Genomic DNA, 26486 nt, shown 5'->3' on the forward strand with positions numbered 1-26486 from the left:
GGTTACAGATGCGACTCGGCGTACTCGGCCAGCACCGACCGTGGCACACCCTGCAGGGTGATGTGCACGCCATGGGGGAAGTCCTTGAAGCGCTCGGTCAGGTACGTAAGACCCGAGCTGGTCGCGGACAGGTAAGGGGTGTCGATCTGCGCCAGGTTGCCCAGGCAGACCACCTTGGAACCGGAGCCGGCACGGGTGATGATGGTTTTCATCTGGTGCGGCGTGAGGTTCTGGCACTCGTCGATCAGGATCAGGCTCTGCTGGAAGCTGCGACCGCGAATGTAGTTCAGCGACTTGAACTGCAGTGGCACCCGCTCGAGGATGTACTCGACACTACCGTGGGTGCTCTCGTCATCCATGTGCAAGGCTTCGAGGTTGTCGGTGATGGCACCCAGCCAGGGTTCCATTTTCTCCGCTTCGGTGCCCGGCAAGAAGCCGATCTCCTGGTCCAGCCCCTGCACGCTGCGGGTGGCGATGATGCGCCGGTAGCGCTTGCTGACCATGGTCTGCTCGATGGCTGCGGCCAGGGCTAGGATGGTCTTGCCCGAGCCGGCAGCGCCGGTCAGGTTGACCAGGTGGATATCCGGGTCGAGCAGGGCGAACAGTGCCAGGCTCTGATGGATGTCTCGCGGTTTCAGGCCCCAGGCCTCCTGGTGCAACAGGGGTTCCTGATGCAGGTCGAGCAACAGCAGTTCATCGTCGCGGATGCCCTTGATCCAGCCGACGAAGCCTTGCTCATCGATGATGAACTCGTTGACGTGCACGGCCGGCAGGTTGTCGATCATTTGCACCCGATGCCAGGTGCGGCCACGTTCCTGGCGGGTGTCGACCTTGCTGACCCGGTCCCAGAACGAGCCGGTGACAGAATGGTAGCCCTTGGACAACAGCGACACGTCATCGACCAACTGGTCGGTGCTGTAGTCCTCGGCCGCGATACCGCAGGCACGCGCCTTCAGGCGCATGTTGATGTCTTTGGTGACCAGCACCACGTCGAGGTCGGTGCGCCGGGCACGTACTTCGAGCAACTGGTTGATGATGATGTTGTCGTTGAGGTTTTCCGGCAGCAGCTTGTTCGGCTCGTTGCGCGGGGTCATCAGGATGGACAGGAAGCCTTTGGGCCCACTCTTGTTACGCTGGATCGGTACGCCCTGCTCGACATCGCTGGGCGAGGCGTTACCTAACGTCTGGTCGATGAGGCGAATGGCCTGGCGACATTCGGCGGCGATGCTTTGTTTGCCGGTCTTGAGCTTGTCGAGTTCCTCCAGCACCGTCATCGGGATGGCGACGTGGTGCTCCTCGAAGTTGAGCAATGCGTTGGGGTCGTGAATCAGGACGTTGGTATCGAGCACATACAGGATTGGCTTGCTGGAGGAAGGGTTGCGTCCTTGGTCATCCATACTCGGTCACCTTATGTCGAAGCCACACGGCGCGGTCTGCTGCGCCGCAGAGTGACTGCCGGTCTTCCCGTATCCGCGTTGCTACGGGCGGGAAGCGAACCTGACACGGTGGATGACGCCACCTGTGCTGCAGGGCTCGGCTGTCTGGTTTCTTCATACCGCATAAACGATGACTAAAAAAAGTATTTTTACGTGCAGGTGAAGTTTATTTTTCCGATTGACGAACAGGGGTTGGCGAGGGGGCAAGGGGGGTCTACAGTCAAATATTAATCCCCCTGCTCACGACGACCGTAGGCTTGGCAACTCTCCCAGCCGATGCCGCTCTGCGCGGTGTTGCCCAGCAACCATTGCACCGCCGGCTGGGCCTTGGGCAAGCTGTCATGGAACTGGATCACCCCCTTGCGCCACAGCAGCATCAAGGTCAGTACGCGTTGCGCCGATGCCTCTGGGCTCAGCGCGCCATCATCCTGGGCATCGATGTCCCACAACGACACCCGCAACTGCTGGCTGGCCATGAACGCTTCGCCATCGGCCCGGCGCTGCCCGTAAGGCGGGCGGAACAACGGCACGTACTGCTCCGGCAAGTCAGCCTGCACCCGCGCCAGGCTGCGCCGTAACGAGTCCTGCCAATCCGTCCACTGCGCATGGGAGCGATACTCCCACCCCTGGATACCCACGCATTGCCCGCGGTAGAGCTGGCGCAGCGCATTCACCGCAGCGCTGTCACGGCGTTGCTGCAGGCGATTGCCAAGCACGAAGAACGTGCCTTCGAGCTTTTGCCTGCGCAGGTAGGCACTGAGTGTATCGGTGTTGCCCCCAGCAGGGCCTGGGCCGCCAACGAAGGTCAGCAGGAACATGCGATCGTTGAGCTCATCGCCATTGCGTTCACGGCTGGACAGGCGCTCGACCTCGCTGCTGGTTTGCCCCAGCAGCGCTGCCTTGCGCAGTTGCTCGTCCAGGTAACGGGTATGGAACTGGTGGCTGGGCTCGATCCAGTCGGTATAGAACGTGCCGACATCTGCAGCGAACGTAGCGGCCTTCGTGCGCAATTCAGCCATCGAAGTAACCGGGTAACAGAACGAGGCATCCTGCGCGCAGCTGCGCTGGGCCTGTTGATAACCCTGCCACAAGCGCTGCCACATGCGCGCCCGCACCAGGCGGACCTTTTGCATACTGATCTGCCGCAAGCCCAACCGCGCCGCCAGCTCGCCCTCATCGAGCAGCTCGCTCTCGTGCAGCACCTGGGCGAACGAGAGGATCTCGGCACGCGAAGCAACGTCGAACAGCGCCGGGCTGTCCAGTTTCTCGGGCCACAGGCTGCGGTCCAGGCTAACCTGGGGGGAAGGGGCGGCCTGCACGGTCAGGCTCAACAGCGCGGCCAGTAAGGCCGATGCAATGCGCACGGTGGGAAGCTCCGCAACGGCAAAACGCGCACTATAACGCCTGGCATGCCGATGGTCTGTGACTATCGTCGGCATAGTTTGGACTTGCCAGGCCCAGCCCGTAGAATCCCCGCCAACGATTCCAGGAGCCGACCCGATGCTGACGGTGATTTCCCCCGCCAAGACCCTCGACTACGACACCCCGCCGGTGACCGAGCGTTTCACTCTGCCCCAGTACCTGGACGACTCCCAGGCACTGATTGTGCAATTGCGCGAGCTGTCGCCCGCCCAGATCAGCGAACTGATGCACCTGTCCGACAAGCTCGCCGGCCTCAACGCCGCCCGCTTCGGCAGCTGGACCCCAGACTTCACCCCGGCCAACGCCAAGCAGGCGCTGCTGGCGTTCAAAGGCGACGTGTACACCGGCCTCGATGCCCAGAGCCTGGGCGAAGACGACTTCAGCTATGCCCAGGACCACCTGCGCATGCTCTCTGGCCTGTATGGCCTGCTGCGCCCGCTCGACCTGATGCAGCCTTACCGCCTGGAAATGGGCACCAAGCTGGCCAACGCCCGCGGCAAGGACCTGTATGCCTTCTGGGGTACACGCATCAGCGAATGGCTGAACCAGGCTCTGGCCGACCAAGGGGATGACGTGCTGCTGAACCTGGCCAGCAATGAGTACTTCAGTGCAGTGAAACGCAGCGCGTTGAAGGCCCGGGTGATCAATGTCGATTTCAAGGACTTCAAGAACGGCCAGTACAACATCATCAGCTTCTACGCGAAGAAAGCCCGCGGGATGATGAGCCGCTTTGTGATCGAGCAGCGCATCAGCGATCCCGAGCAGCTGAAGCAGTTCGATGTGCAGGGGTACTACTACAGTGCCGAGCAGTCGAAGGCGGATCATCTGGTGTTTTTGCGGGATCAGCCTAGCGAGTGATTTCGTAAGTGCTTCTTCACGGGCAAGCCCGCGAAGAAGCCGCCTGCAATGCGTACACATCAGCCCTGCAACAGGGCATGCTTCAAAACGCTATCAAGCCATTTTTATGGCGCCAAAATATCAGCACACCTTCCTTTATCGCCAAACGCCATAAGACCGTTCGTACCTTTTTTGACGTTTTTTGAAAAAAATTTTCTGATACTGGCATAAAAACATCCTCCCTCAGTCTCGCCCTTTATATACAGGGGCGAAACAGCCCAGTGCTATCAGATTGAAACTATTTGTCACTGAAGAATTATTTAGAAATCTTTCATCGCTGCAGAATTCACCCAGGAACTTCTGCTACGCCCAATCGCTCATAGTGCCGTAACGATTTTCCTGCCTCTGGGCTGTGAGAGATGACTTACAGATGACAACGGCAGGTATCCACTACCCGCTTTGACAACTTCGACAGGTATAACGGGCATACCCCAACAACCCTGTCCCCGCAGGAGAGACGCGCCCTTACAATTCGTCCTAGTGGTTGATTTCAAAGGATTTTTCCACTTGAAAAAACAAGCACAGCAACGCGCCAAGTAGCGCATTGCAATAAAGACGGCTGCAGATCAAGGCACGTTTTTTAATAATGGCTTTTTACTGCCAAGTTTGAGCGCATAACAGTTCGCGCTCCGGATTTATTTTGCCTGCGCTCGGCGAAGTGTGCATTCGCCATGGACCCGTGCGCCCGAAAACTGTTGTTAATCAACCTGGCCCGGCTCTTCCTGAAGGAGCTGGCGTGATAAACACACATGAGGTGATAGCGATGCGTATCAGCATCTTTGGTTTGGGTTATGTAGGTGCAGTCTGTGCAGGCTGCCTGACGGCGCGAGGCCATGAAGTGATTGGTGTGGACGTGTCCAGCACCAAGATCGACCTGATCAACCAGGGCAAGTCGCCCATCGTCGAACCTGGCCTGGAAGCACTGCTGCAACAGGGCATCGCCAATGGCCGCCTGCGCGGCACCACCGACTTCGCCGAGGCCATCCGCGCCAGCGATGTGTCGATGATCTGCGTCGGTACACCCAGCAAGAAGAACGGCGACCTGGGCCTTGAGTACATCGAGTCGGTGTGCCGCGAAATCGGCTACGTGCTGCGTGACACCACGCGCCGCCACACCATCGTGGTCCGCAGCACCGTGCTGCCAGGTACCGTCAAGAACGTGGTGATCCCGATCCTCGAAGACTGCTCGGGCAAAAAAGCCGGGGTCGACTTCGGTGTGGCGGTCAACCCTGAGTTCCTGCGTGAAAGCACCGCGATCAAGGACTACGACCAGCCACCGATGACCGTCATCGGTGAACTGGACAGCGCCAGCGGCGACGTGCTGCAAAGCCTGTACGAAGAGCTCGACGCCCCGATCATCCGCAAGCCGATCGAAGTGGCCGAGATGATCAAGTACACCTGCAACGTATGGCACGCCACCAAGGTCACCTTCGCCAACGAAATCGGCAACATCGCCAAGGCCGTGGGTGTCGATGGCCGCGAGGTGATGGACGTGGTCTGCCAGGACAAAGTGCTGAACCTGTCGCAGTACTACATGCGCCCAGGCTTCGCCTTCGGTGGCTCGTGCCTGCCCAAGGACGTGCGCGCCCTCACCTATCGCGCTGCCAGCCTCGATGTGCGGGCGCCTCTGCTCGATTCGCTGATGCGCAGCAACGAGTCGCAAGTGCAAAACGCCTTCGAGCTGATCGAAGCCCACGACAAGCGCAAGGTCGCCCTGCTCGGCCTGAGCTTCAAGGCCGGCACCGACGACCTGCGTGAAAGCCCGCTGGTGGAGCTGGCCGAGCGCCTGATCGGCAAGGGCTACCAGCTGGACATCTACGACGAGAACGTCCAGTACGCCCGTGTTCACGGCGCCAACAAAGACTACATCGAATCGAAGATCCCGCACGTTTCCTCGCTGCTCAACGCCGACTTCCAGCAGGTCATCGACAACGCCGACATCATCGTGTTGGGCAACCGTGACGAGCAGTTCCGCGCCCTGGCCCAGCAGGCACCTGCTGGCAAGCAGGTGATCGACCTGGTCGGTTTCATGAGCAAAGCCACCTGCAACACCAGCCGTACCGAAGGCATCTGCTGGTAACACCCTTGGCCGGGCAGCGCAGGTGCTCCTTGCGGCACTTGCCCTGCCCTTCCTTCCCTGATTTCGCGACGGATGCTGAACATGCAAAGGCTCCAGACAGTGCTGTTGCAGTGCGCCGGATGGCTGCTCTACATGAGCCTGCTCATGTTGATCGCCCTGGCCCTGCCGGCCGATATCTTCGACTCGCAGTCGAAGCACTTCATCTTCCTGGTCGGCGCAGTCGGCATCTGGCGCTACTCGATGGGCGCCACCCATTTCATTCGCGGCATGATCTTTCTGTACGGCGTCTACCCGTACCTGCGCCGCAAGGTGCAGAAGCTGGGCAAGGCCGCGGACCCTTCCCATGTGTACCTGATGGTCACCAGCTTTCGCATCGATGCGCTGACCACCGCACAGGTGTACAGCTCGGTAATCCGAGAAGCCATCAACTGCGGTTTCCCCACCACCGTGGTCTGCTCGCTGGTGGAGATGTCGGACGAACTGCTGGTGAAAAGCCTGTGGGCCAAATACAACCCGCCCGGCCACGTCAAGCTGGACATCGTGCGCATCGCCGGCACCGGCAAGCGTGACGGACTGGCTTATGGCTTTCGCGCCATCTCGCGGATGCTGCCAGACGAAAACGCCGTGGTGGCCGTGATCGACGGTGACACCGTGCTGGCCGATGGCGTGGTCTGCAAGACCGTACCCTGGTTCAAGCTCTACCCCAATGTCGGTGGCCTGACCACCAACGAATTCTGCGAAGTGCGCGGCGGCTACATCATGAGCGAGTGGCACAAGCTGCGCTTCGCCCAGCGTCACATCAACATGTGTTCGATGGCCCTGTCCAAGCGCGTGCTGACCATGACCGGGCGCATGTCGATGTTCCGCGCAAGCGTGGTGACCAACCCGGAGTTCATCGCCGACGTCGAAAGCGACTCGCTGATGCACTGGCGCCTGGGCCGTTTCAAGTTCCTCACTGGTGACGACAAGTCCAGCTGGTTCAGCCTGATGCGCCTGGGCTACGACACCTTCTACGTGCCAGATGCCACCATCAACACGGTCGAGCACCCGCCGGAAAAAAGCTTCCTCAAGGCCAGCCGCAAGCTGATGTACCGCTGGTACGGCAACAACCTGCGGCAGAACTCGCGCGCGCTGGGCCTTGGCCTGCGGCGCCTGGGGCTGTTCACCAGCATCGTCCTGTTCGACCAGCGTGTGTCGATGTGGACCAGCCTGCTGGGCCTGACCGTGGCGGTGATCGCCAGCCTCAAGTTCGGCCTGGGTTTCTTGCTGGTGTACCTGCTGTGGATCGGCATCACCCGCCTGATCCTGACCGTGATGCTGCTGTGCTCGGGCCACAAGGTCGGGCCGGCCTATCCGCTGATTCTTTATTACAACCAGATCGTCGGCGCGATGATGAAGATCTACGTGTTCTTCCGCCTCGACAAGCAGTCCTGGACCCGCCAGCCCACTGCCCTCAAGCGTGACCTCGCCAGCTTTCAACAATGGTTCAACACCTGGTCCTCGCGGACCATGACCTTCTCGGCGGCCAGCATCTTCGTTGCTGTGCTGTTCATGGTCGTGTGAGCCCAACCGGATCGGATCTAACAGGAACAAACCACCATGAATACCGCCGTGAACGTCAACGTCGTGCATGAGTCCGAAGCCCAGCGCCAGCACGCCCGGGTGCGCATTCCAGCCAAGCTGCGCTTTCTGGATAACCAGCGCCAAACCCACGAAGTGAAGGTCGATGACCTGTCTGCCGGTGGCCTGAGCTTCCACACCAAGCAGCAACTGTCGATGGGCGATGTGCTGCGCGGGCGTCTGCAGTTCGTGGTCGACAACCTGGGCCTGTCGATCGACATCGAGTTCCAGGTGCGCTCCTACAACCCGAGCAATGGCCGTACCGGTGCGCAGTTCCAGAACCTCGAACCGCGCGATATCGCCACCCTGCGGCACATCATCACCAGCCACCTGTCGGGTGAGCTGATCAGCATCGGCGACGTGCTCAGCACCCTGCAGCGCGACAACTTCACCAAGGCGCGCAAACAGAAAGATGGCGGCAGTGGCCTGACCGCCTTCGGCCGCCTCAAGGCCGTCAGCCTGACCCTCGGCGTGTTCGTGGTCGGCGTGGCCGCCTTCGGCTTCGTCGCCAAGTCGCTGTACGGCATGTACTTCGTCAGCCACGCCGAAGCCGGTGTGGTCGCGGTGCCCACCACCAGCGTCACCATGCCCCGCGACGGCACCGTGAACAGCCTGGTCGAAAGCGGTGGTCAGGTGGTCAAGGGCGCGCCCCTGGCGAGTTTCAGCACCAGCATGCTGGACATGCTCAAGGGCCACCTGGACGACTCGCAGCTGGAGCCGGCCAAGGTCGAAGAGCTGTTCGGCAAGCAACTCTCCGGCACCCTCACCAGCCCCTGCGACTGCGTGGTCGCCCGGCAACTGGTGGACGACGGCCAGTACGCCGCCAAGGGCCAGCCGATCTTCCAGTTGATCCCGCGCACCAGCAACCCGATGGTCGAAGCACGCTTCAGCTACCGCCAGTTCGACGAGGTCAAGCCAGGCACCCAGGTCAACTTCCAGGTGGCCGGCGAAGACGAAGTGCGCACCGGCCAGATCGTCAGCAGCGCCAGCCTCGACAACGAAAACCTGGCCTCCGACATCCGCGTGCAGATCAAGCCGGACAGCGGCCTGCCGGCAGAACTTGCCGGGCGCCCTGCGGCGGTCAGCAGCGACCGTGGCCCGTCGCTCAACTGGCTGATCGACAAAGCCGTGGCCCGTGGGCTCTAAGAGGATCAAACAATGATCTCCAACACGCACACCGCCGCCCGCTCCCACAGGGTCCGTGTGAACCTTGGGTTGTGCGCCTTGACCGCAGCAATGGTGCTGGCCGGCTGTGCCGGCCTGCCCGACCAGCGCCTGGCCAACGAAGCCCTCAAGCGCGGCGACACCGCCCTGGCCGAGCGCAACTACAAAGCCCTGGCCGACCTGGGCTACAGCGACGCGCAAGTGGGCCTGGCCGATATCAAAGTCGCCACCGGCGACCCGAGCCAGTTCAAGGAGGCCGAGGCGACCTACCGCGCCGCCGCTGCCACCTCGCCCCGCGCCCAGTTACGCCTTGGCCGCCTGCTGGTGGCCAAGCCCGACAGCACCCAGGCCGAGCGCGAAGAGGCCGAAACCCTGCTCAAGCAGGCCGCTCAGCAGGGTGAGCAAAAAACCCTGATCCCACTGGCCATGCTCTACCTGCTGTACCCGCAGAGTTTCCCCAAGGTCAACGCCCAGCAGCAGATCGACCAGTGGCGCGCCGCCGGTTACCCAGAAGCAGGCCTGGCGCAGATTCTGCTCTATCGCACCCAAGGCACGTACGACCAGCACCTGGACACCGTCGAGGCGCTTTGCAAGCAAGCCCTGAACACTCTGGACGTGTGCTACGCGGAACTTGCCACCGTCTACCAAAAGCGTGGCCAGGCCGAACAGCAGGCCGCCTTGCTGCAACAGTTGAAAGCGGCCTATGCCCGGGGCACCGTACCGGCCACCCGAGTCGACAGCGTCGCCCGTGTGCTGGCCGACCGCAGCCTTGGCCAGACCGATGAAAAAACCGCCAAGGACCTGCTCGAACACATCGCCCCGGCCAACCCAGCCTCCTGGGTCAGCCTGGCGCAACTGGTCTACGACTTCCCCGAACTGGGCGACACCGACCAACTGATGGCCTACATCGACAAGGGCCGCGAAGCGCAGCAGCCACGTGCCGAACTGCTACTGGGCCGCCTGTATTACGAAGGCAAGACCGTGCCGGCTGATGCCGAAAAAGCCGAGCAGCATCTGCAGGCTGCCGCCGACGCCGGCGAAGTCAGCGCCCACTACTACCTCGGCCAGCTGTACCGCCGTGGCTACCTGGGCGAGGTCGAGCCGCAGAAGGCCGTGGACCATCTGCTCAGCGCCGCCCGCGGTGGCCAGAACAGTGCCGACTACGCCCTCGCCCAGCTGTTCAGCGAAGGCCATGGCATCCGCCCGCAACCCGGCAACGCCTGGGTGTTCGCCCAGCTCGCGCAGGCCAACCCGACGCCGCAGTCGAGCGAAATGCTGCAGCAACTCGACCAGCAACTCACGCCTGACCAGCGCGGCCAGGCACAGCGCCTGCTGGCGCAGGAAAAGCAGGCACGCGGCAGCATGGCCCAGGTGGGCAACAGCTCGCTGGCCATCGAAGCCTTGCAAGACGACGACAAAGAAGTAGACGGTGAGGACTCGCTATGACGCTCAATCCCTTCGTGAAAGCCGGCATCGGCCTGAGCTTCGCCCTGCTGTGGTCCTGCCCGACCCTGGCCGACATGACCGCCCAGAAAAACTTCGGCCTGGACGTGAAAATCACCGGCCAGTCTGAAGACGACCGCGACCTCGGCACTCGCCCCGGCGGCGACGTCAACGGCCTGGGCCTCGACCTGCGCCCTTGGGTGTACGGCGAACGCGGCAACTGGAGCGCCTACGCCATGGGCCAGGCCGTCGCGGCCACCGACACCATCGAAACCGACACCCTGCGCCAGAACGACGACGGCACCACCACCGACACCGGTGACGACAGCCGCAAGCCAGACAAAAGCTACCTGGCCATGCGCGAGTTCTGGGTCGGCTACAGCGGCTTCACCGCCTACCCGGGCGAGCAGCTGCGCTTTGGCCGCCAGCGCCTGCGCAGCGACGACGGCATGTGGCGCGACACCAACATCGAAGCGCTGAACTGGGCCTTCGACACCACCCTGCTCAAGGCCGACCTGGGCGTGGCCCAGCGCTTCAGCGAATACCGCACCGACCTTACCGAGCTGGCCCCCGAAGACAAGGACCGCACCCACGTCTACGGCAACATCGCCACGCAGTGGACACCCGGCCACTGGGTCGGCGTTCGCGCCCACCACACCCATGACAGCGGCAGCCTGAAAAGCCCCGGCGAGACCCTCGACGCGCTGGACAAGACCCGTACCGGCGATCTCACCTGGCTGGGCCTTGAGGCCAACAGCGACGCCTACAACTGGCGCAACGACCACACCGTCAACTACTGGGGCAGCCTGACCTGGCTGACCGGTGACCGCGACAAACTCAGCAGCCAGCAGGTCGGCGACGACCAGGTGGCCAACGGCAAGCAAAGCGGCGACGTCAACGCCTGGGCCACCGACCTTGGCATCCGCCTGCGCCTGGACCCCAACTGGCAAGTCGGCGCGGCCTATGCCCGTGGCAGCGGCGGCGGTGGCGATGACGGTTCGAACAACTTCGAGCAGACCGGCCTTGAAAGCAACCGCTCCAACTTCACCGGTACCCGCTCGCGTGTGCACCGCTTCGGCGAAGCCTTCCGTGGCGAGCTGGGCAACCTGCAGGCCGCCACCTTGTTTGCCTCCTGGCAACTGCGCGACGACTACGACGCCAGCTTCATCTACCACAAGTTCTGGCGCGTCGATGGCCAGCAGAACATTGGCTCCAGCGGCATCAACGCTGCGGTCAACGACAACGGCGTCAGCCGCCCGCTGGCCAATGGCGAGAAAGACCTCGGCCAGGAAATGGACGTGGTCGTGACCAAGTACTTCAAGCAAGGCCTGCTGCCGGCTTCGATGAGCCAAGCGATCGACGAGCCGTCGGCGCTGGTACGTCTGCGTGCCGGTGTGTTCAAGCCAGGCGACGCCTATGGCAAGGAAGCGGACTCGTACATGCACCGTGCCTTCGTCGACGTGATCTGGCGCTTCTGAGGCCGGTAGAGGATTTGTTGCCATGAACCTTCACCCGCACCTACGTCACAGCCTGCTGGCCAGCGCCTTGCTGCTGGCCTCAGGCCTGGCAGCCGCCGCCGAACCCACGGTGATTGCCAAGGAACTGCAGCAGGCCAAGACCTACACCATCTCTGCCGCACCGGTCGAGCCGCTGCACATGGACCCGCCGAAGCTGCCCGACCTCACAGGCTTCACGGCCGAGGCCGTGCAGAAAAAGATCGACCGCAGCCACACAGGCAAGGTCAGCGTGCGGCGCATGCTTCAGGAAGTGTCACTCAAGGAATTCATCGGCGGTGACAACAAGGCCGCCGAGTGGGTGCAGCGTCAGCATGGCATCCCGCAGGCGATCTTCGTCGACGACGGCCATGTGGACCTGGTCGAGTTGAGCAAGCAGGTACCCAAACAGTACCTGCGCGAAGTCGAGCCGGGCGTGTACCTGTCGCGCCTGCCGATCGTGGTCGGGCACAAGGGCATCCTCGAGATCGACGGCAAGGTCAAGCAGCTGCGCCTGTCCCAGGAAGGCGGCGCGTTTCTGGTCAACGACGGCAAGCTGTTCGTCACCGACACCCAGGTCACTGGCTGGCGCGAAAAGGACAACGGCCCTGCCACCTTCCGCTCGCCGAAAGAGTTCCGCCCGTTCCTGCTGTCGTGGGGCGGTACCGAGACTTACATCGTCAATACCAAGATGGCGAGCTTCGGCTATGCCAAGTCCAAGTCCTACGGCGTGAGCATCTCGCAGTACACCCCGAACATGTCCAAGCAGATGGGCCGCGCCGAACCTACCGGCTGGATCATCGGCTCGGAATTCAGCGACATGTGGTACGGCTTCTACTGCTACGAGACCCAGGACTTCGTGGTCAAGGGCAACACCTACCGCGACAACATCGTCTACGGCATCGACCCGCACGACCGTTCGCACCGCCTGATCATCGCCGGCAACACGGTCTACGGCACCAAGAAAAAGCACGGGATCATCGTCTCGCGCGAGGTCAACGACAGCTGGATCATCAACAACAAGAGCTACGACAACAAGCTCTCGGGCGTGGTGATCGACCGCAACAGCGTCAACAACCTGATCGCCTACAACGAGATCTACCGCAACCACACCGACGGCATCACCTTGTACGAAAGCGGCGACAACCTGATCTGGGGCAACAAGCTGATCAACAACCGCCGCCACGGCATCCGCGTGCGCAACAGCGTGAACATCCGCCTGTACGAAAACGTCGCCATGGCCAACGGCCTGGTCGGTGTGTACGGGCACATCAAGGACTTGTCCGACACCGACCGCGACATCGCACTCGACCCCTTCGACACCAAGGTATCGCTGATCGTGGTGGGTGGCGAGCTGGCGGCCAACGGCTCCGGCCCGCTGTCGATCGACTCGCCGCTGTCGGTCGAGCTGTACAAGGTTTCGATGCTCGCGCCGCGCAAGGCCAACGGCATCAGCCTCAACGGCATCCTCGGCGAGCGCCAGGACGAAATCCTCGACCTGCTGGTGCGCCAGCAAAAGGCTGTGCTGATCGACCCGGTCGAACGCCAGACCGAAATGATCGATTAAGGAAGCCCAGACCATGACTCCACACCTGATGAAACTGCTGGGCCTGTCCGCCGCCCTCCTGGCGATCAGCCAAGGCGTGCGCGCCGACGAGGTGAAAGCCCCGACGTTCAGCGCCGAACCCTGCTGCCAGCTGTGCCCCGAGGCGCACGACGCCAGCCGCTACACCACCCGCTACCAGCAGAATTTCACCACGCTGGTGCAGGCCCAAGGCGACTGGCTGTTCCGTACCCGCGAAGACCTGCGCACCGAGTTCACCACCACGCCGGCCGGCTACAAACGCCTGCTGCAGGTGCATGACGCGTTCAAGAAGCGCGGCGTGGAACTGGTCGTGGTCTACCAGCCGACCCGTGGCCTGGTGAACCGCAACATGCTCAAGCCCGAAGAAAAAGCCGCCTTTGACTACCAGAAGGCGCTGGGCAACTACCAGGCCATGCTCAAGCGCTTCGCCGGCATGGGCTACAACGTCCCCGACCTGTCACCGCTGACCAACGAACAACTGGCCGCCGCCGACCAGGGCAAGGATTTCTACTTCCGCGGCGACCAGCACTGGACGCCCTACGGCGCCGAGCGCGCGGCCAAAATCGTGGCCGACACCGTGCACCATATGCCGGCCTTCGAAGGCATCCCGCGCAAGGAGTTCGAAACCCACAAGTCCGGGCGCATGGGCAAGACGGGCACCCTGCACAACGTCGCCGGCCAGCTCTGCGGCACCAGCTACGCCGTGCAGTACATGGACCAGTTCGCCACCGAGCCAAAAGGCGCGAGCGGCGGCGACGACCTGTTCGGCGATGGCGGTAACGCGCAGATCACCCTGGTCGGCACCAGCCACAGCGGCAAGAACTACAACTTCTCGGGTTTCCTCGAACAGTACATCGGCGCCGACGTGCTCAACGTCGCCTTCCCCGGTGGCGGCCTGGAAGGTTCGATGATCCAGTACCTGGGCAGCGAAGAATTCCAGAACAACCCGCCGAAGATCCTCATCTGGGAGTTCTCGCCGTTGTATCGCCTGGACCAGGAAACCATCTGGCGGCAGATCCTCGGCCTGCTCGACGATGGCTGTGACGCGCGCCCGGCCCTGATGAGCGCCAGCAGCACGCTCAAACCCGGCAAGAACGAGCTGATGGTCAACGGCAAGGGCGGCGTGATCAAAGACCTGATCAACCGCAACCTGCAGATGGACGTCAAGTTCGAAGACCCTTCAGTGAAGGTGCTGCAGGCCACCCTCTGGTACCTCAACGGCCGCCACGAGGACATCAAGCTCGAGAAGCCGGAAACCTCCGACACCGACGGCCGCTTCGTCTTCCAGATGCGCGAGGACGAAGACTGGGCCAACCAGAACCTGCTGGCCTTCGAGGTCCAGGGGCCGGAAAACGGTACCCAGAAGGTCGAGGCCAAGCTCTGCAAACGCAACAACTTCGCCGTGCCTGCGCAGACCGCGCAAGCCGGCCAGTGAGGCGACCATGACCACTATCACGCGAACCTTCAGCCCCGCCCTGCTCGCCCTGGCCCTGTTCGGCGGTGCCGCGCATGCCGCGCTGGTGCCGCCCCAGGGCTACTACGAGGGGATCGAAAAGATCAAGACTCGCGACGGCAAGTTCCGCTGCGAATCGGCGCCCAAGCCCTACACCGGCGCGCTGCAGTTTCGCAGCAAGTACGAAGGCTCTGACAAAGCCCGGGCGACCTTGAACCGGGACTCGGAACAGGCCTTCCGCGACTCCACCAAAGAGATCACCACGCTTGAGCGTGGCGTCGCCAAGATGGTCAACCAGTACATGCGCGACGGCCGCCCGGCGCAGCTCGACTGCACCCTGGCCTGGCTGGGGACCTGGGCGCGGGCCGATGCGCTGATGTCGACCAACTACAACCACACCGGCAAGTCCATGCGCAAATGGGCGCTGGGCAGCATGAGCGGTTCGTGGTTGCGCCTGAAGTTCTCCAACTCGCAACCGCTGGCCGCGCACCAGGCCCAGGCCGAGCTGATCGAGAAGTGGTTCGCCCGCCTCGCCGAACAGACCGTGCGCGACTGGAGCGGCCTACCACTGGCGAAGATCAACAACCACAGCTACTGGGCGGCCTGGTCGGTGATGGCTACCGCCGTGGCCACCGACCGTCGCGACCTGTTCGACTGGGCCGTGAAGGAATACAAGGTCGGCGCCAACCAGGTCGACGACCAGGGCTTCTTGCCCAACGAGGTCAAGCGCAAGCAGCGCGCCCTGGCCTACCACAACTACGCCCTGCCGCCGCTGGCGATGATCGCAAGCTTTGCCAAGGCCAATGGCGTGGACTTGCGCCGCGAAAACAACTTCGCCCTGCAGCGCCTGGGCGAAGGCGTGCTGGCCGGCGCTCGCGACCCGCGTCACTTCGCTGAACGCGCCGGTGAAAAACAGGACATGAAAGACCTCAAGGTCGACAGCAAGTACGCCTGGCTCGAACCCTGGTGCGCGCTGTACCAGTGTGTCGGCGACACGCTTGAGCGCAAGCATGGCATGCAGCCGTTCGACAGTTTCAGGCTGGGCGGCAACCTGACCCGGGTCTATGACCCGAGCGCACAAAGCAAGAAGTAACACCCCGATGCGGGAGTAATCCCTGTGGGAGCGGGCTTGCCCGCGAAGAAGACACCGCGGTGTCTGGCAATGGCTTCGCCATTGTTCGCGGGCAAGCCCGCTCCCACAGGGAATGAGTTGCTCTTCAGTCATGGACTGGGGGGTTTGGGGGGCGCTTTGCCCTGGATGCTGTGAACAACTTAGGAGAACCGGGATGGTCTTCTCGTCCAACGTGTTCCTGTTCCTGTTCTTGCCGATCTTCCTCGGCCTGTATTACTTGAGCGGGCAACGCTATCGCAACCTGCTGTTGCTGGTCGCCAGCTACATCTTCTATGCCTGGTGGCGCGTGGACTTCCTCGCCCTGTTCGCCGGCGTGACCCTGTGGAACTACTGGATCGGCCTGAAAGTCGGCGCGGCTGGCGTGCGCACCAAACCGGCCCAGCGCTGGTTGCTGCTCGGCGTGGGTGTGGACCTGGCAATCCTCGGCTACTTCAAATACGCCAACTTCGGCGTCGACAGCCTCAACGCGATCATCAGCTCGTTTGGCCTGGAGCCGTTCATCCTCACCCACGTGCTGCTGCCAATCGGCATCTCGTTCTACATCTTCGAGTCGATCAGCTACATCATCGACGTGTACCGCGGCGACACCCCGGCCACCCGCAACCTGATCGACTTCGCAGCGTTCGTGGCGATCTTCCCGCACCTGATCGCCGGCCCCGTGCTGCGCTTCAAGGACCTGGTCGAGCAGTTCAACAACCGCACCCACACCCTGGACAAGTTCTCCGAAGGCTGCACCCGTTTCATGCAGGGCTTCATCAAAAAGGTGTTCATCGCCGACACCCTGGCGGTCGTCGCCGACCATTGCTTCGCCCTGCAGAACCCGACCACCGGTGACGCCTGGCTGGGCGCCCTGGCCTATACCGCGCAGCTGTACTTCGACTTCAGCGGCTACAGCGACATGGCCATCGGCCTTGGCCTGATGATGGGCTTTCGCTTCATGGAGAACTTCAAGCAGCCGTACATCAGCCAGTCGATCACCGAGTTCTGGCGCCGCTGGCACATCAGCCTGTCGACCTGGCTGCGCGACTACCTGTACATCACCCTGGGCGGCAACCGCAAAGGCACCTTCAACACCTACGGCAACCTGTTCCTGACCATGCTGCTGGGCGGGTTGTGGCACGGCGCCAACTTCACCTACATCCTCTGGGGCGCCTGGCACGGCATGTGGCTGGCCATCGAACGGGCGCTGGGCCTGGACACCAACCCGCAACGCTTCAACCCGGTCAAGTGGGCGTTCACCTTCCTGCTGGTGGTGGTTGGCTGGGTCATCTTCCGTGCCGAAAACCTGCACGTGGCCGCACGCATGTACGGCGCCATGTTCAGCTTCGGCGAATGGCAGCTGTCCGAGCTCAACCGCGCCCAGCTCACCGGGCTGCAGGTGGCCACCCTGGTCATCGCCTACATCACCCTGGCGTGCTTCGGCCTGCGCGACTTCTACCGCAATGCCAAGCCAACCCCCAAGGCGACCCCGGTGCAAATCAATGCCGACGGCTCGATTGGCCTGGACTGGACCCGGGTCATGACCCGCGTCCTGATCCTGCTGCTGTTCATGGCCTCGATCCTCAAGCTTTCGGCGCAGAGCTACTCGCCGTTCCTTTACTTCCAGTTCTGAGGTTGATGACCATGACCCGGACATTACGCATCACCTATTCGCTGTCGTTCCTCGGCCTGCTGGTCGGCATGGGCGCCTGGTCCACCGGCGGCCTGGAAAGCTTCCAGCGCACCGCGCAGATGACCCTGCTCAACGGCAAGCTGGCCAAGGCCGCCGAGACCCACTACGACGAGCAGTTCCCGATCAAGCGCCTGGGCACCAACCTCTGGGCGGCGCTGGACTTCAAGCTGTTCAACGAAGGCCGCCCAGGCGTGGTGCTCGGCCGTGACCAGTGGCTGTTCAGCGATGAAGAGTTCAAACCCACCGCCGGTGCCGAGCAACTGATGCAGGAAAACCTGGCGCTGATCCGTGGCGTGCGCGACACCCTGCAACAGCACGGCAGCCAGCTGGTGCTGGCGATCGTACCGGCCAAGGCACGGGTCTACTCGGAGTATGTCGGCAAGGCGCTGCCCGCCAGCCTGCATGACGACCTGTACAACCAGTTCCACGCCCAGGCTCGGCAGGCCAACGTGTTCGCCCCTGACCTGATGGCGCCAATGGAACAGGCCAAGGCCCGCGGCCAGGTGTTCCTGCGCACCGACACCCACTGGACGCCGATGGGCGCCGAAGTCGCCGCTCAGGCCTTGGCCGAAGCTGTCAGCCGTCAGAGCCTGCTCAACGGCGACCCACAGACCTTCATCACCGAAGCCGGCAGCACGGCCCCCTACAAAGGCGACCTGACCAATTTCCTGCCGCTCGACCCGCTGTTCAGCAACCTGCTGCCGGCCCCGGACACCTTGCAGCAACGCACGACGCGCTCCGTTGATGCCGACGGCGATGCCGGTGACGCGCTGTTCGCCGACCACCAGATCCCCGTCGCGCTGGTGGGCACCAGCTACAGCGCCAACCCGCACTGGAACTTCCTCGGTGCCCTGCAGCAGGCCTTGCGCAGCGACGTTGCCAACTACGCCGAAGACGGCCACGGCCCGCTGCTGCCGATGCTCAAGTACCTGCAAAGCGATGCTTTCAAAAACGCCGCGCCACAGGTTGTGGTGTGGGAATTCCCCGAACGCTATCTGCCCATGAAAAACGACCTCAGCAGCTTCGATCCGCAGTGGATCGCGCAGTTGAAGAACTCACGTAAATCCGAAGAAAACCTGGCCCTGTCGTCCACCCGGACGAACCCCTGATCGATAGAGAGGAAATGCACATGACTACCAAGACTTCCATTGCCAAAGCCCTCACCCTCGCGGCCGGCCTTTCCCTTGCGTCCCTGCAGGCCTTCGCCGGCGCCGACGCCGCGCTGTACGGCCCGACCGCACCGAAAGGCTCGACCTTCGTGCGCCTGTACAACGCGGCCAGCGCGCCTGCCGCCGCCTCGGTCGGCAACACCCAGATCAAGCAGGTTGGCGCCCAGGCCAGCAGCGACTTCAGCTTCCTGCCCGGTGGCGACTACACCGCCCAAGTCGGCGGCAAGAGCGTGCCGGTCAAGCTGGCCTCGGACAAGTACTACACCCTGGTCAACAGCGGCAGCGGCAGCCCGCAGCTGATCGAAGAACCGCCGTTCAAGAACAAGCAGAAAGCCCTGGTACGCGTACAGAACCTCAGCGACCAGTCGTTGACCCTGAAGACCGCCGACGGCAAGACCGAAGTGGTCACCCCAGTGGCTGCCAAAGGCCGTGGCGAGCGTGAGATAAACCCGGTCAAGGTCAACCTCGCCCTGTATGCAGGCGACAAGAAAGTCAGCGACGTCAAACCCGTCGCCCTGGAGCGCGGCGAAGCGGCCGTGCTGTACGTCACCGGTTCCGGCAGCAGCCTGTCGCCGGTCTGGGTCACTCGCCCAGTGTCCACCAACTGATCCCCTGCCTCGTTAACGACCTTATTGGAGAAACATCATGATCCCGGTAATTCTTTCTGGTGGTAGCGGTTCGCGTCTGTGGCCTCTGTCGCGCAAGCAGTTCCCCAAGCAGTTCCTGGCCCTGACCGGTAAACACACACTGTTCCAACAAACCATCCAGCGCCTGGTGTTCGAAGGCATGGACGCGCCAATCGTGGTCTGCAACAAGGACCACACGTTCATCGTCCAGGAACAGCTGGGCGCGCTGAAACTCGAAACCCAGGCCATCCTGATGGAGCCCTTCGGGCGCAACACCGCCCCCGCCGTGGCGATGACCGCGATGAAGCTGATCAGCGAGGGCCGCGACGAGCTGATGCTGGTGCTGCCTGCCGACCATGTGATCGACGATCAGAAAGCCCTGCAGCGCGCCCTGGCCCTGGCCACCGTGGCCGCCGAGCGTGGCGAGATGGTGCTGTTCGGCGTGCCGGCGACCAAACCCGAGACCGGCTATGGCTACATCCGCTCCAGCCAGGACGCGTTGCTGCCCGAAGGCGTGGCGCGGGTCGCGCAGTTCGTTGAAAAGCCCGACGAGAAACGCGCCGCCGAGTTCGTCAAGGCCGGCGGCTACTTCTGGAACAGCGGCATGTTCCTGTTCCGCGCCAGCCGCTTCCTCGAAGAGCTGAAAAAGCACGACGCCGACATTTACGACACCTGCGTGCTGGCCCTTGAGCGCAGCCAGGAAGACGGTGATGTGCTGAGCATCGATGAAGCCACCTTCGCCTGCTGCCCGGACAACTCCATCGACTACGCGGTGATGGAGAAAACCCAACGCGCCTGCGTGGTGCCGATGTCGGCCGGCTGGAGCGACGTGGGCTGCTGGTCGTCGTTGTGGGAAGTGCACGACAAGGATGACAACGGCAACGTTACCAAGGGCGATGTGGTGGTGCAGGACAGCCGCAACTGCATGATCCACGGCAACGGCAAGCTGGTGTCGGTGATCGGCCTTGAAAACATCGTCGTGGTCGAGACCAAGGACGCCATGATGATTGCCCACAAGGACAAGGTCCAAGGCGTCAAGCAGATGGTCAAGACCCTTGACGAGCAAGGCCGCAGCGAAACCCAGAACCACCTGGAAGTGTACCGCCCATGGGGCTCGTACGATTCGGTGGACATGGGTGGGCGCTTCCAGGTCAAGCACATCACCGTCAAGCCTGGCGCCAGCCTGTCGTTGCAGATGCACCACCACCGCGCCGAGCACTGGATCGTGGTGTCCGGTACCGCCGAGGTGACGTGCGACGAGAACGTGTTCCTGCTCACCGAGAACCAGTCCACCTACATCCCCATCGCCTCGGTCCACCGCCTGCGCAACCCGGGCAAGATCCCGCTGGAGATCATCGAAGTGCAGTCCGGCAGCTACCTGGGCGAGGATGATATCGAGCGTTTCGAGGACGTGTATGGGCGCACCTCGACGCCGGTCGAGCGTGGGATTTCGGTGAAAACCATTGCGCAGTAAGTGAAGCCCCAGGGCCGCTCCCTCAAAGGTCACACGATCCTGTAGGAGCGGCCTTGTGTCGCGAAAGGAGGGCAAAGCCCTCCCGCTTTTGAGCCCTCCCCCATTTCACGCTACGATGGTCAGACCCCGCGCAACCAAGGTCTGCAAGCCCCATGATCATCGGTGCCTTCCTCATCCTCACCTGGCTGGTGCTGCTGCTGCGCTACCCGGCCAAAGCCCTGCCAATATCCCTGGCCGCTGTCTGCGGCCTGGGCCTGGTCGCCCTGTTCGTAGCCTGGCAAGACACCCGCGAAGCCACGCAACTGGCACGCCTGGACCTGCGCCTGAACTACGCCCCGGACGAGTGCCCCGCCGACCGTGCGCTGCGTGTGCAGATGAAGAACGGCAACAAGGCCCCGCTGACCGAACTGCGTTGGCGGGTGGGGGCGTATGCGCCGGGCGATACCGTCAACCTTGCCGAGAACACCTACAGCGCACCGCGTTATCGCGGGCCGGGTGAGCTCCAGCCGGGTGCCGAGTGGAAGGATTGCCTGCCGGTACCGCCCCTGCGCTCTGGCTATCGGCCACAGACGCTGGAGTTTCGTGCCGAGCATCTGCAGGGTACATTTGCCAACTGATGCATTGCCTGTACTGGCCTCTTCGCGGGCAAGCCCGCTCCCACAGGGACACCACAAGACCCAAGGCAGTGGTGTCCCTGTAGGAGCGGGCTTGCCCGCGAAGAGGCCAGTACAGACAACACAAACTTACCCGACCCAAGGCCCTTCCCCATGCCCACCGTCCTGATCACCGGTTGTTCCAGCGGCATCGGCCGCGCCCTGGCCGACACCTTCCGCGATGCCGGCCATGAAGTCTGGGCCACCGCCCGCAAACCTGAAGACGTCGAGCATTTATCCGCCGCCGGTTTCACCGCCCGGCAACTGGACGTCAATGATGGCCAAGCCCTGACCCAACTGGCCGAGGAGCTGCAAGCAAGCCACGGCCGCCTCGACATCCTGATCAACAACGCAGGCTTCGGCGCCATGGGCCCGTTGCTCGACGGTGGCGTAGACGCCATGCGTCAGCAATTCGAAACCAACGTCTTCGCCGTGGTCGGCGTGACCCGCGCGTTGTTCCCGCTGCTGCGCCGCGCGCGTGGGCTGGTGGTGAACATCGGCAGCGTTTCCGGCGTGCTGGTCACACCATTTGCCGGTGCTTACTGCGCCTCCAAGGCTGCGGTCAACGCCCTGAGCGATGCCCTGCGCCTGGAGTTGGCGCCGTTTGGCATTCGGCTGATGGAAGTGCAGCCGGGGGCGATCGCCTCGCAATTCGCCAGCAACGCCCAGCGCCAGGCCGATCAGGTGCTGGCCGCAGATTCGCCATGGTGGCCGCTGCGCGAATACGTCCAGGCACGGGCACGGGCCTCGCAGGACCGGCCGACGCCGACGGCGGTTTTTGCTCAAGGGGTGTTGGCGGCTACGCGCAAAACGGCGGTGCCTGCGGTGGTCAGGTTGGGCAATGGCAGCACGGCGTTGCCGCTGATCGCCAGGCTGTTGCCGCGGCGGCTGCTGGGCTGGGTGTTGCGCAAGCGGTTCGGGTTGCTGCGGCCGCTTTGATTTTTGGCTGGCTGTGCTGGCCTCTTCGCGGGGCAAGCCCACTCCCACAGATACTCCACTGCCCTCAGGTTCAGTGAGTTACCTGTGGGAGTGGGCTTGCCCCGCGAAGAGGCCCGCACAGCCACCGCAACCGTCAAACCTCTTTCGACGGCTGTGTATCAAACACCTGCCAGCCCCCACCCAACGCCTTGTACAACCCCACCAACGCCTGGGAAACCGCCGCCGAGCTGTCGATCCACTGCTCTTCGCTGGCCAGCAACGCCCCTTGCACGGTCAGCACATTGAGAAAGTCCACCGCCCCTTCCACATACTGGCGCTGGGCAGTCTCCAGGGCGATACGGTTCTGCCGCACCGCCTCGGCCAAATGGTCACGACGCAGTTGGCTAGCGTTGTACAGGCGCAGCACATCGTCAATTTCATGCCAGGCACCGAGCACCACCTTGCGGTAGTTCAACGCCGCTTCCTGCTGCTGCGCCTCACGCAGTTCCAGCGTGCCTTTGAGCCGCCCACCTTCGAAGATCGGCAGCGACAGTTGTGGGCCGAAGGCAAAGCGTCGCGAGTCCCAGCCACCGAAGTCAGACAGTTGCATGGCCTGAAAACCCAGGCTACCCGACAGCCGAATGCTGGGGTAGAAGTCGGCCTTGGCCACGCCGATGCTGGCAGTTGCCGCGTGCAAGCGCGCCTCGGCCTGGCGAATGTCCGGGCGGCGCTCGGCCAGCTCGGACGGCAGGCCGATGGCGAACTGCTGCTGCGGCGCAGGGAGTTCCCCCCCTTCGAGCAACTGTGCCTGAAGGCTGCGTGGCGGCTCGGCCGCGAGCAGGCTGAGGGCGTTGATCAGGTCGTCGCGCCTCGCTTCCAGGCTTGGCAGGCGGGCTTCGATCGACGCGACCTGGGCGCTGGCCTGGGCCACGTCAAGGCGGGTGGCGACCCCTTCGGCCTGGCGATTCTCGGACAGCTTCAGGCTGTGCTGCGCCACCTTCAGGTTGTCACGGGTGACGTCCAGGGTGTGTTGCACCGCACGCAGCTGGATGTAGTTGCCGGCGGTTTCCGACAACAGCGCCAGCAGCACGCCACGGCGGTCATTCTCAGCCACTTCGACAGTGGCATCGGCGGCCTCGACCTGGCGGCGCACACGGCCCCACAGGTCGAGTTCCCAACCCGCGACCAAATCACCCTGCCACAGGTTGAAGGCCGATTTACCCGCGTGGCCAGAGGGGTCGCTCAGCCCCTCGGCACTGTTGCGAGCGCGGCTGTAGCCCGCGTTGACATCGACCGAGGGCGCTTCGTCCGCCGCTACCGTGCTGCGCAGGGCGCGGCTTTGCAGCAGACGCGCTGTGGCCATTTGCAAATCCAGATTGCGCTCGGCGACCTGCTGGATCAGCGCGCTGAGCCGGGCATCGTGAAAGGTTTCCCACCACCGCAGCTCCAGCGGTTCGGCCTGCGGCTGGCTTGCAGCGGCCTTGCCTTGCAGGCCTGCCCACTGTTGCGGGGCCTGGCTGGCGGGGCGCTGGAAGTCCGGCCCCAGGGTGCAGCCTGCCATGAGCACGGCCAGCAACAACGGGCTCAAACGTAATGCCGGTCTCATCGTGCGCTTACCTCTTTGCCGTCCAGCGTGTCGCCGCGGGTATCGATGGTGGCTTCCACCGACATGCCCACACGCAGCCGTGCGAGCAGCGGCTGGCCGTCATCGAACACGATCTTCACCGGAATACGCTGCACCACCTTGGTGAAGTTGCCGGTGGCGTTGTCGGGTTTGACCGCAGCGAAGGTCACACCGGTGGCCGGTGCGATGCTCTGGACATGGCCATGCAGCTGCTCGCCCGCGAAGGTATCGACACTGATGTTCACCGGTTGGCCGGGCTGCACGTGGGTCAGTTGGGTTTCCTGGAAGTTGCCAACCACATAAGCCTGCTGCAACGGCACCACCGACAACAGGCGGGCCCCCGGATTGACATAGGCGCCTACACGCAAGGCACGCTCACCGACCATGCCGTCCACCGGCGCAATGATGCGTGTGTAGGACAGGTCGAGCTGGGCTTTCTCCAGCCCCGCTTCGGCACGTTTGAGCTGGCCATCGGCGCTGGCCACCTGGGCGCTGAGAATGTCCACCTGCTTACGTGCAGCCACCAACGCCGCCTGGGTGTTGGCCAGACGCGCACGGGCCTGATCGACCCCGCTGCGCGCCTGCTGGGCGTTCTGCACGGTGCCGGCGCCCTGCTCGGCCAGGCGGCTGTAGCGGTTGACTTCATGATCGGCGAAGGCCGTTTCGGCCTGAGCTGCCTTCACCGCGGCTTCGGCCTGGGCGATCAGTGCCGCCTGGCGCTCCAGCGTGGCACGGGCATCGGCGCTCTGCGCCTTGGCCACCAGCAATTGCGCCTGGGCAGCGTCGAGCGCGGCCTGATAGTCGCGGGCATCGAGGGTCGCGAGCAATTGACCGGCCGTGACCTGCTGGTTGTCCTCGACCAGCACCTCTTTGATAAAGCCCGCGACCTTGGGCGCGACCACGGTGTAGTCGGCGATCACGTAGGCGTCGTTGGTGCTCTGGCGGTGATCACTGCCAAACATCCAGGGGCCGACGATACCGGCCAGCACGGCCACGGCGAGCACCGAGCCGATGATGATTGTCTTGCGGTTGTTGGTCATTTCAAGTTCTCGAATTCATTCACGGGCTCAAGCCACCGCACGCGGCGGGAAGATCCGGGTAGGCACGAAGGGAATCAGGCAGATCAAAGCGACGGCGATGCACGCCATCACCAGGTACTGGTCGGCCGAGGTCAGTACCTGGGCCTGTTCATGAATGCGCCTGGCAAGGCCGGCAGCGCTGTCATCGATCAACGGCGCATTGCCCAGGCTGTCGACCAGGTGGTTGGAATGAAAATGCCGACGCACAGTGCCCAAGGCATCCAGCAGGCCACCGGCAATCACCGCCGACAGCCCCTTGACCGTGTTGAACCAGGCCGAGGCGAACGGGCCTTCCTGCGGGGTCATGCCATTGGTCGAGAGCATCAACAGCGGCAGCACCGCCATCGGCTGGCCGAACACCTGCAGCAAATAGAAGGGGTAGAAGTCGCCGCGTATCCACTCGGAGGTCAGCAGGCTGCTGCCCACACACGACAGCGCCAGCATGCCAAGCCCCGTCGCCAGCACCCAGCGGCAGTCCACCGCACGGATGTTGCACAGCGCCGCCGTGAGCGGCAGGGCGATGAGTTGCGGCATGGCCACCAGCATCATCAGCGGGCTGGTCTGCGCCGGGCGATAGCCCTGGATCTGCGCCAGGTACGCCGACGGAATGCTGCCCACACCAGACAACACGATCAGCACACCGGCCAGGGTCAGCAGGGCAAAGCTCAGGTTGCGCCGCGAGAGCATGCGCAGCTGGAAGAACGGCAACGGCTCGGACCATTCGTTGTACAGGAACAGCACCAGCAACAGCAGGCCACCGCCCAGCAACCAGCAGATCAGCGGCGAGTCAAACCAGCCCCAGCGGTCGCCCAGCGACAGGCCCAGCACGGTGCAGCTGATGGCGGGCAGGCCAAGCAGCACACCACGCCAGTCGAGTTGCTTGAAGCGTTCGAGGCGCAGCGGGTCCTGGGGCAGGCCCCAACCGACGCATAACATCGCCAGCAGCGACGGCAAAATGATCTGCCAGAACGCCCACTGCCAGCCGACGTACTCGGTCCAGAGGCCCGCCAGCGGTGTGCCGAGGTTCGGCCCGAAGGTGGCGGTCAGGGCATAGCAGGCCAGGCCATAAACCTTGATGCCTGGTGGCAGAAAACGCAGCGCGACGCTCATCAGCATGGGCGGCAAGGCGCCCGAGGCGAAACCTTGCAGCACGCGCAGCAGCATCAGGCTGTGCAGGTTGGGGGCGAAGGGTTGGATCAGGCCGAGCACGGCGAACAGGCCGACGGCAGACAGGGTGAAGCGGCGCAGGGAGAAGGTCGTGGCGAGCCAGGGTGCGAAGGCCATCGCCGACACCGAAGCCGCGCTGTACACGGCAAGCAGCCAGGCCCCTTCGTCGGCACCGATGCCCATGGCGCCACGAATGTCGCTCAGGGAAATCTTGGTAACCGCCTCGTTGAGCCCGGCGCACAGCACCGCCAACAACACACCGAACAGCCCCACCACCACCTGCAGGCCAAACGCTGTCTGCACAGGGGCGGCCGGCGCTGGGGCGGCGGCCAACGCGGCAGAAGGCGCGGTCAGGGAACTCATGGGAATACATCTCCAG

General features: G+C 63.3%; 20 protein-coding genes. 15 read left to right on the forward strand and 5 right to left on the reverse strand.

The features are described from left to right. Positions 1–2 precede the first annotated feature (2 nt). Both ACSSU5_RS06310 and ACSSU5_RS06315 read right to left on the reverse strand, forming a co-directional pair. Positions 3–1397 (reverse strand): PhoH family protein, encoded by a 1395-nt coding sequence (locus tag ACSSU5_RS06310; protein WP_264311663.1) that lies wholly within the window; start codon positions 1395–1397, stop codon positions 3–5. Positions 1398–1663: 266 nt separating this feature from the next. Next, the gene (locus tag ACSSU5_RS06315; protein WP_492560812.1) at positions 1664–2800 is read right to left on the reverse strand and encodes a polysaccharide deacetylase family protein; all 1137 of its coding nucleotides are present in this window, start codon (positions 2798–2800) and stop codon (positions 1664–1666) included. A 136-nt stretch (positions 2801–2936) separates the two neighbouring features. Here ACSSU5_RS06315 and yaaA point away from each other — a divergent pair, with 136 nt between their 5' ends. The 15 genes from yaaA (at position 2937) to ACSSU5_RS06390 (ending at position 22258) form a co-directional block, all read left to right on the forward strand. Further along, positions 2937–3716: a peroxide stress protein YaaA gene (gene yaaA, locus ACSSU5_RS06320; RefSeq protein WP_492560813.1), complete on the forward strand. Its 780-nt coding sequence runs from the start codon at positions 2937–2939 to the stop codon at positions 3714–3716. Positions 3717–4518: 802 nt separating this feature from the next. Beyond that, entirely contained in the window at positions 4519–5835 is a 1317-nt protein-coding gene (locus ACSSU5_RS06325; RefSeq protein ID WP_264311659.1) for a nucleotide sugar dehydrogenase, read from the forward strand. Positions 5836–5916: 81 nt separating this feature from the next. After that, positions 5917–7398, forward strand: a complete 1482-nt coding sequence (locus ACSSU5_RS06330; protein ID WP_492560814.1) for a glycosyltransferase family 2 protein — start codon at positions 5917–5919, stop codon at positions 7396–7398. Positions 7399–7434: 36 nt separating this feature from the next. Then, positions 7435–8601 carry an alginate biosynthesis protein Alg44 gene (locus tag ACSSU5_RS06335; protein ID WP_264311657.1) on the forward strand — a complete coding sequence of 389 codons (1167 nt, stop codon included), beginning with the start codon at positions 7435–7437 and terminating at the stop codon, positions 8599–8601. A gap of 12 nt (positions 8602–8613) precedes the next feature. Continuing rightward, a complete protein-coding gene (gene algK / locus ACSSU5_RS06340) occupies positions 8614–10065 on the forward strand; it encodes an alginate biosynthesis TPR repeat lipoprotein AlgK (protein ID WP_492560815.1) in 1452 nt (483 codons plus the stop codon). Further along, the gene (locus tag ACSSU5_RS06345) at positions 10062–11540 is read left to right on the forward strand and encodes an alginate export family protein (protein WP_492560816.1); all 1479 of its coding nucleotides are present in this window, start codon (positions 10062–10064) and stop codon (positions 11538–11540) included. Before algK ends, ACSSU5_RS06345 begins: the two co-directional genes overlap by 4 nt. Positions 11541–11562: 22 nt before the next feature. Continuing rightward, complete coding sequence (gene algG / locus ACSSU5_RS06350) at positions 11563–13122, forward strand: mannuronan 5-epimerase AlgG (RefSeq protein WP_492560817.1); 1560 nt, start codon at positions 11563–11565, stop codon at positions 13120–13122. 13 nt (positions 13123–13135) lie between these two features. After that, complete coding sequence (locus ACSSU5_RS06355; RefSeq protein WP_492560818.1) at positions 13136–14575, forward strand: alginate O-acetyltransferase; 1440 nt, start codon at positions 13136–13138, stop codon at positions 14573–14575. 7 nt (positions 14576–14582) lie between these two features. Continuing rightward, the gene (locus tag ACSSU5_RS06360; protein WP_492560819.1) at positions 14583–15686 is read left to right on the forward strand and encodes a mannuronate-specific alginate lyase; all 1104 of its coding nucleotides are present in this window, start codon (positions 14583–14585) and stop codon (positions 15684–15686) included. A 193-nt stretch (positions 15687–15879) separates the two neighbouring features. Beyond that, complete coding sequence (locus ACSSU5_RS06365; RefSeq protein WP_492560820.1) at positions 15880–17337, forward strand: MBOAT family O-acyltransferase; 1458 nt, start codon at positions 15880–15882, stop codon at positions 17335–17337. Between the two features lie 11 nt (positions 17338–17348). Then, complete coding sequence (locus ACSSU5_RS06370) at positions 17349–18506, forward strand: alginate O-acetyltransferase (protein ID WP_264311650.1); 1158 nt, start codon at positions 17349–17351, stop codon at positions 18504–18506. 20 nt (positions 18507–18526) lie between these two features. Next, a complete protein-coding gene (locus ACSSU5_RS06375) occupies positions 18527–19174 on the forward strand; it encodes an alginate O-acetyltransferase AlgF (protein ID WP_264311649.1) in 648 nt (215 codons plus the stop codon). Positions 19175–19211: 37 nt separating this feature from the next. After that, on the forward strand, positions 19212–20666 hold the full coding sequence (locus tag ACSSU5_RS06380; protein ID WP_492560821.1) for a mannose-1-phosphate guanylyltransferase/mannose-6-phosphate isomerase: 1455 nt from the start codon (positions 19212–19214) through the stop codon (positions 20664–20666). Between the two features lie 152 nt (positions 20667–20818). Further along, entirely contained in the window at positions 20819–21283 is a 465-nt protein-coding gene (locus tag ACSSU5_RS06385; protein WP_264311647.1) for a multidrug transporter, read from the forward strand. A 150-nt stretch (positions 21284–21433) separates the two neighbouring features. Next, positions 21434–22258, forward strand: a complete 825-nt coding sequence (locus tag ACSSU5_RS06390) for an SDR family oxidoreductase (protein WP_492560822.1) — start codon at positions 21434–21436, stop codon at positions 22256–22258. Positions 22259–22391: 133 nt separating this feature from the next. On the opposite strand, the gene ACSSU5_RS06395 is transcribed toward ACSSU5_RS06390, so the two are convergent. Genes ACSSU5_RS06395 through ACSSU5_RS06405 form a run of 3 tightly spaced genes read right to left on the reverse strand, consistent with a single transcriptional unit; the run spans position 22392 to position 26470 of the window. Continuing rightward, positions 22392–23843 (reverse strand): efflux transporter outer membrane subunit, encoded by a 1452-nt coding sequence (locus ACSSU5_RS06395; RefSeq protein WP_492560823.1) that lies wholly within the window; start codon positions 23841–23843, stop codon positions 22392–22394. Continuing rightward, positions 23840–24901 carry an HlyD family secretion protein gene (locus ACSSU5_RS06400; protein ID WP_264311644.1) on the reverse strand — a complete coding sequence of 354 codons (1062 nt, stop codon included), beginning with the start codon at positions 24899–24901 and terminating at the stop codon, positions 23840–23842. Before ACSSU5_RS06400 ends, ACSSU5_RS06395 begins: the two co-directional genes overlap by 4 nt. 27 nt (positions 24902–24928) lie before the next feature. Then, the gene (locus tag ACSSU5_RS06405; RefSeq protein ID WP_264311643.1) at positions 24929–26470 is read right to left on the reverse strand and encodes an MFS transporter; all 1542 of its coding nucleotides are present in this window, start codon (positions 26468–26470) and stop codon (positions 24929–24931) included. Positions 26471–26486: the final 16 nt, after the last annotated feature.

Source organism: Pseudomonas sp. E1MeOHC2 (genome assembly GCF_058745025.1).

Bases quoted from the DNA above. Each gene is read 5' to 3' on its own strand.
- ACSSU5_RS06310 (WP_264311663.1), bottom strand. From the start codon at position 1,397: ATGGATGACCAAGGACGCAACCCTTCCTCCAGCAAGCCAATCCTGTAT.
- yaaA (WP_492560813.1), top strand. From the start codon at position 2,937: ATGCTGACGGTGATTTCCCCCGCCAAGACCCTCGACTACGACACCCCG.
- ACSSU5_RS06325 (WP_264311659.1), top strand. From the start codon at position 4,519: ATGCGTATCAGCATCTTTGGTTTGGGTTATGTAGGTGCAGTCTGTGCA.
- ACSSU5_RS06330 (WP_492560814.1), top strand. From the start codon at position 5,917: ATGCAAAGGCTCCAGACAGTGCTGTTGCAGTGCGCCGGATGGCTGCTC.
- ACSSU5_RS06335 (WP_264311657.1), top strand. From the start codon at position 7,435: ATGAATACCGCCGTGAACGTCAACGTCGTGCATGAGTCCGAAGCCCAG.
- algK (WP_492560815.1), top strand. From the start codon at position 8,614: ATGATCTCCAACACGCACACCGCCGCCCGCTCCCACAGGGTCCGTGTG.
- ACSSU5_RS06345 (WP_492560816.1), top strand. From the start codon at position 10,062: ATGACGCTCAATCCCTTCGTGAAAGCCGGCATCGGCCTGAGCTTCGCC.
- algG (WP_492560817.1), top strand. From the start codon at position 11,563: ATGAACCTTCACCCGCACCTACGTCACAGCCTGCTGGCCAGCGCCTTG.
- ACSSU5_RS06355 (WP_492560818.1), top strand. From the start codon at position 13,136: ATGACTCCACACCTGATGAAACTGCTGGGCCTGTCCGCCGCCCTCCTG.
- ACSSU5_RS06360 (WP_492560819.1), top strand. From the start codon at position 14,583: ATGACCACTATCACGCGAACCTTCAGCCCCGCCCTGCTCGCCCTGGCC.
- ACSSU5_RS06365 (WP_492560820.1), top strand. From the start codon at position 15,880: ATGGTCTTCTCGTCCAACGTGTTCCTGTTCCTGTTCTTGCCGATCTTC.
- ACSSU5_RS06370 (WP_264311650.1), top strand. From the start codon at position 17,349: ATGACCCGGACATTACGCATCACCTATTCGCTGTCGTTCCTCGGCCTG.
- ACSSU5_RS06375 (WP_264311649.1), top strand. From the start codon at position 18,527: ATGACTACCAAGACTTCCATTGCCAAAGCCCTCACCCTCGCGGCCGGC.
- ACSSU5_RS06380 (WP_492560821.1), top strand. From the start codon at position 19,212: ATGATCCCGGTAATTCTTTCTGGTGGTAGCGGTTCGCGTCTGTGGCCT.
- ACSSU5_RS06385 (WP_264311647.1), top strand. From the start codon at position 20,819: ATGATCATCGGTGCCTTCCTCATCCTCACCTGGCTGGTGCTGCTGCTG.
- ACSSU5_RS06390 (WP_492560822.1), top strand. From the start codon at position 21,434: ATGCCCACCGTCCTGATCACCGGTTGTTCCAGCGGCATCGGCCGCGCC.
- ACSSU5_RS06395 (WP_492560823.1), bottom strand. From the start codon at position 23,843: ATGAGACCGGCATTACGTTTGAGCCCGTTGTTGCTGGCCGTGCTCATG.
- ACSSU5_RS06400 (WP_264311644.1), bottom strand. From the start codon at position 24,901: ATGACCAACAACCGCAAGACAATCATCATCGGCTCGGTGCTCGCCGTG.
- ACSSU5_RS06405 (WP_264311643.1), bottom strand. From the start codon at position 26,470: ATGAGTTCCCTGACCGCGCCTTCTGCCGCGTTGGCCGCCGCCCCAGCG.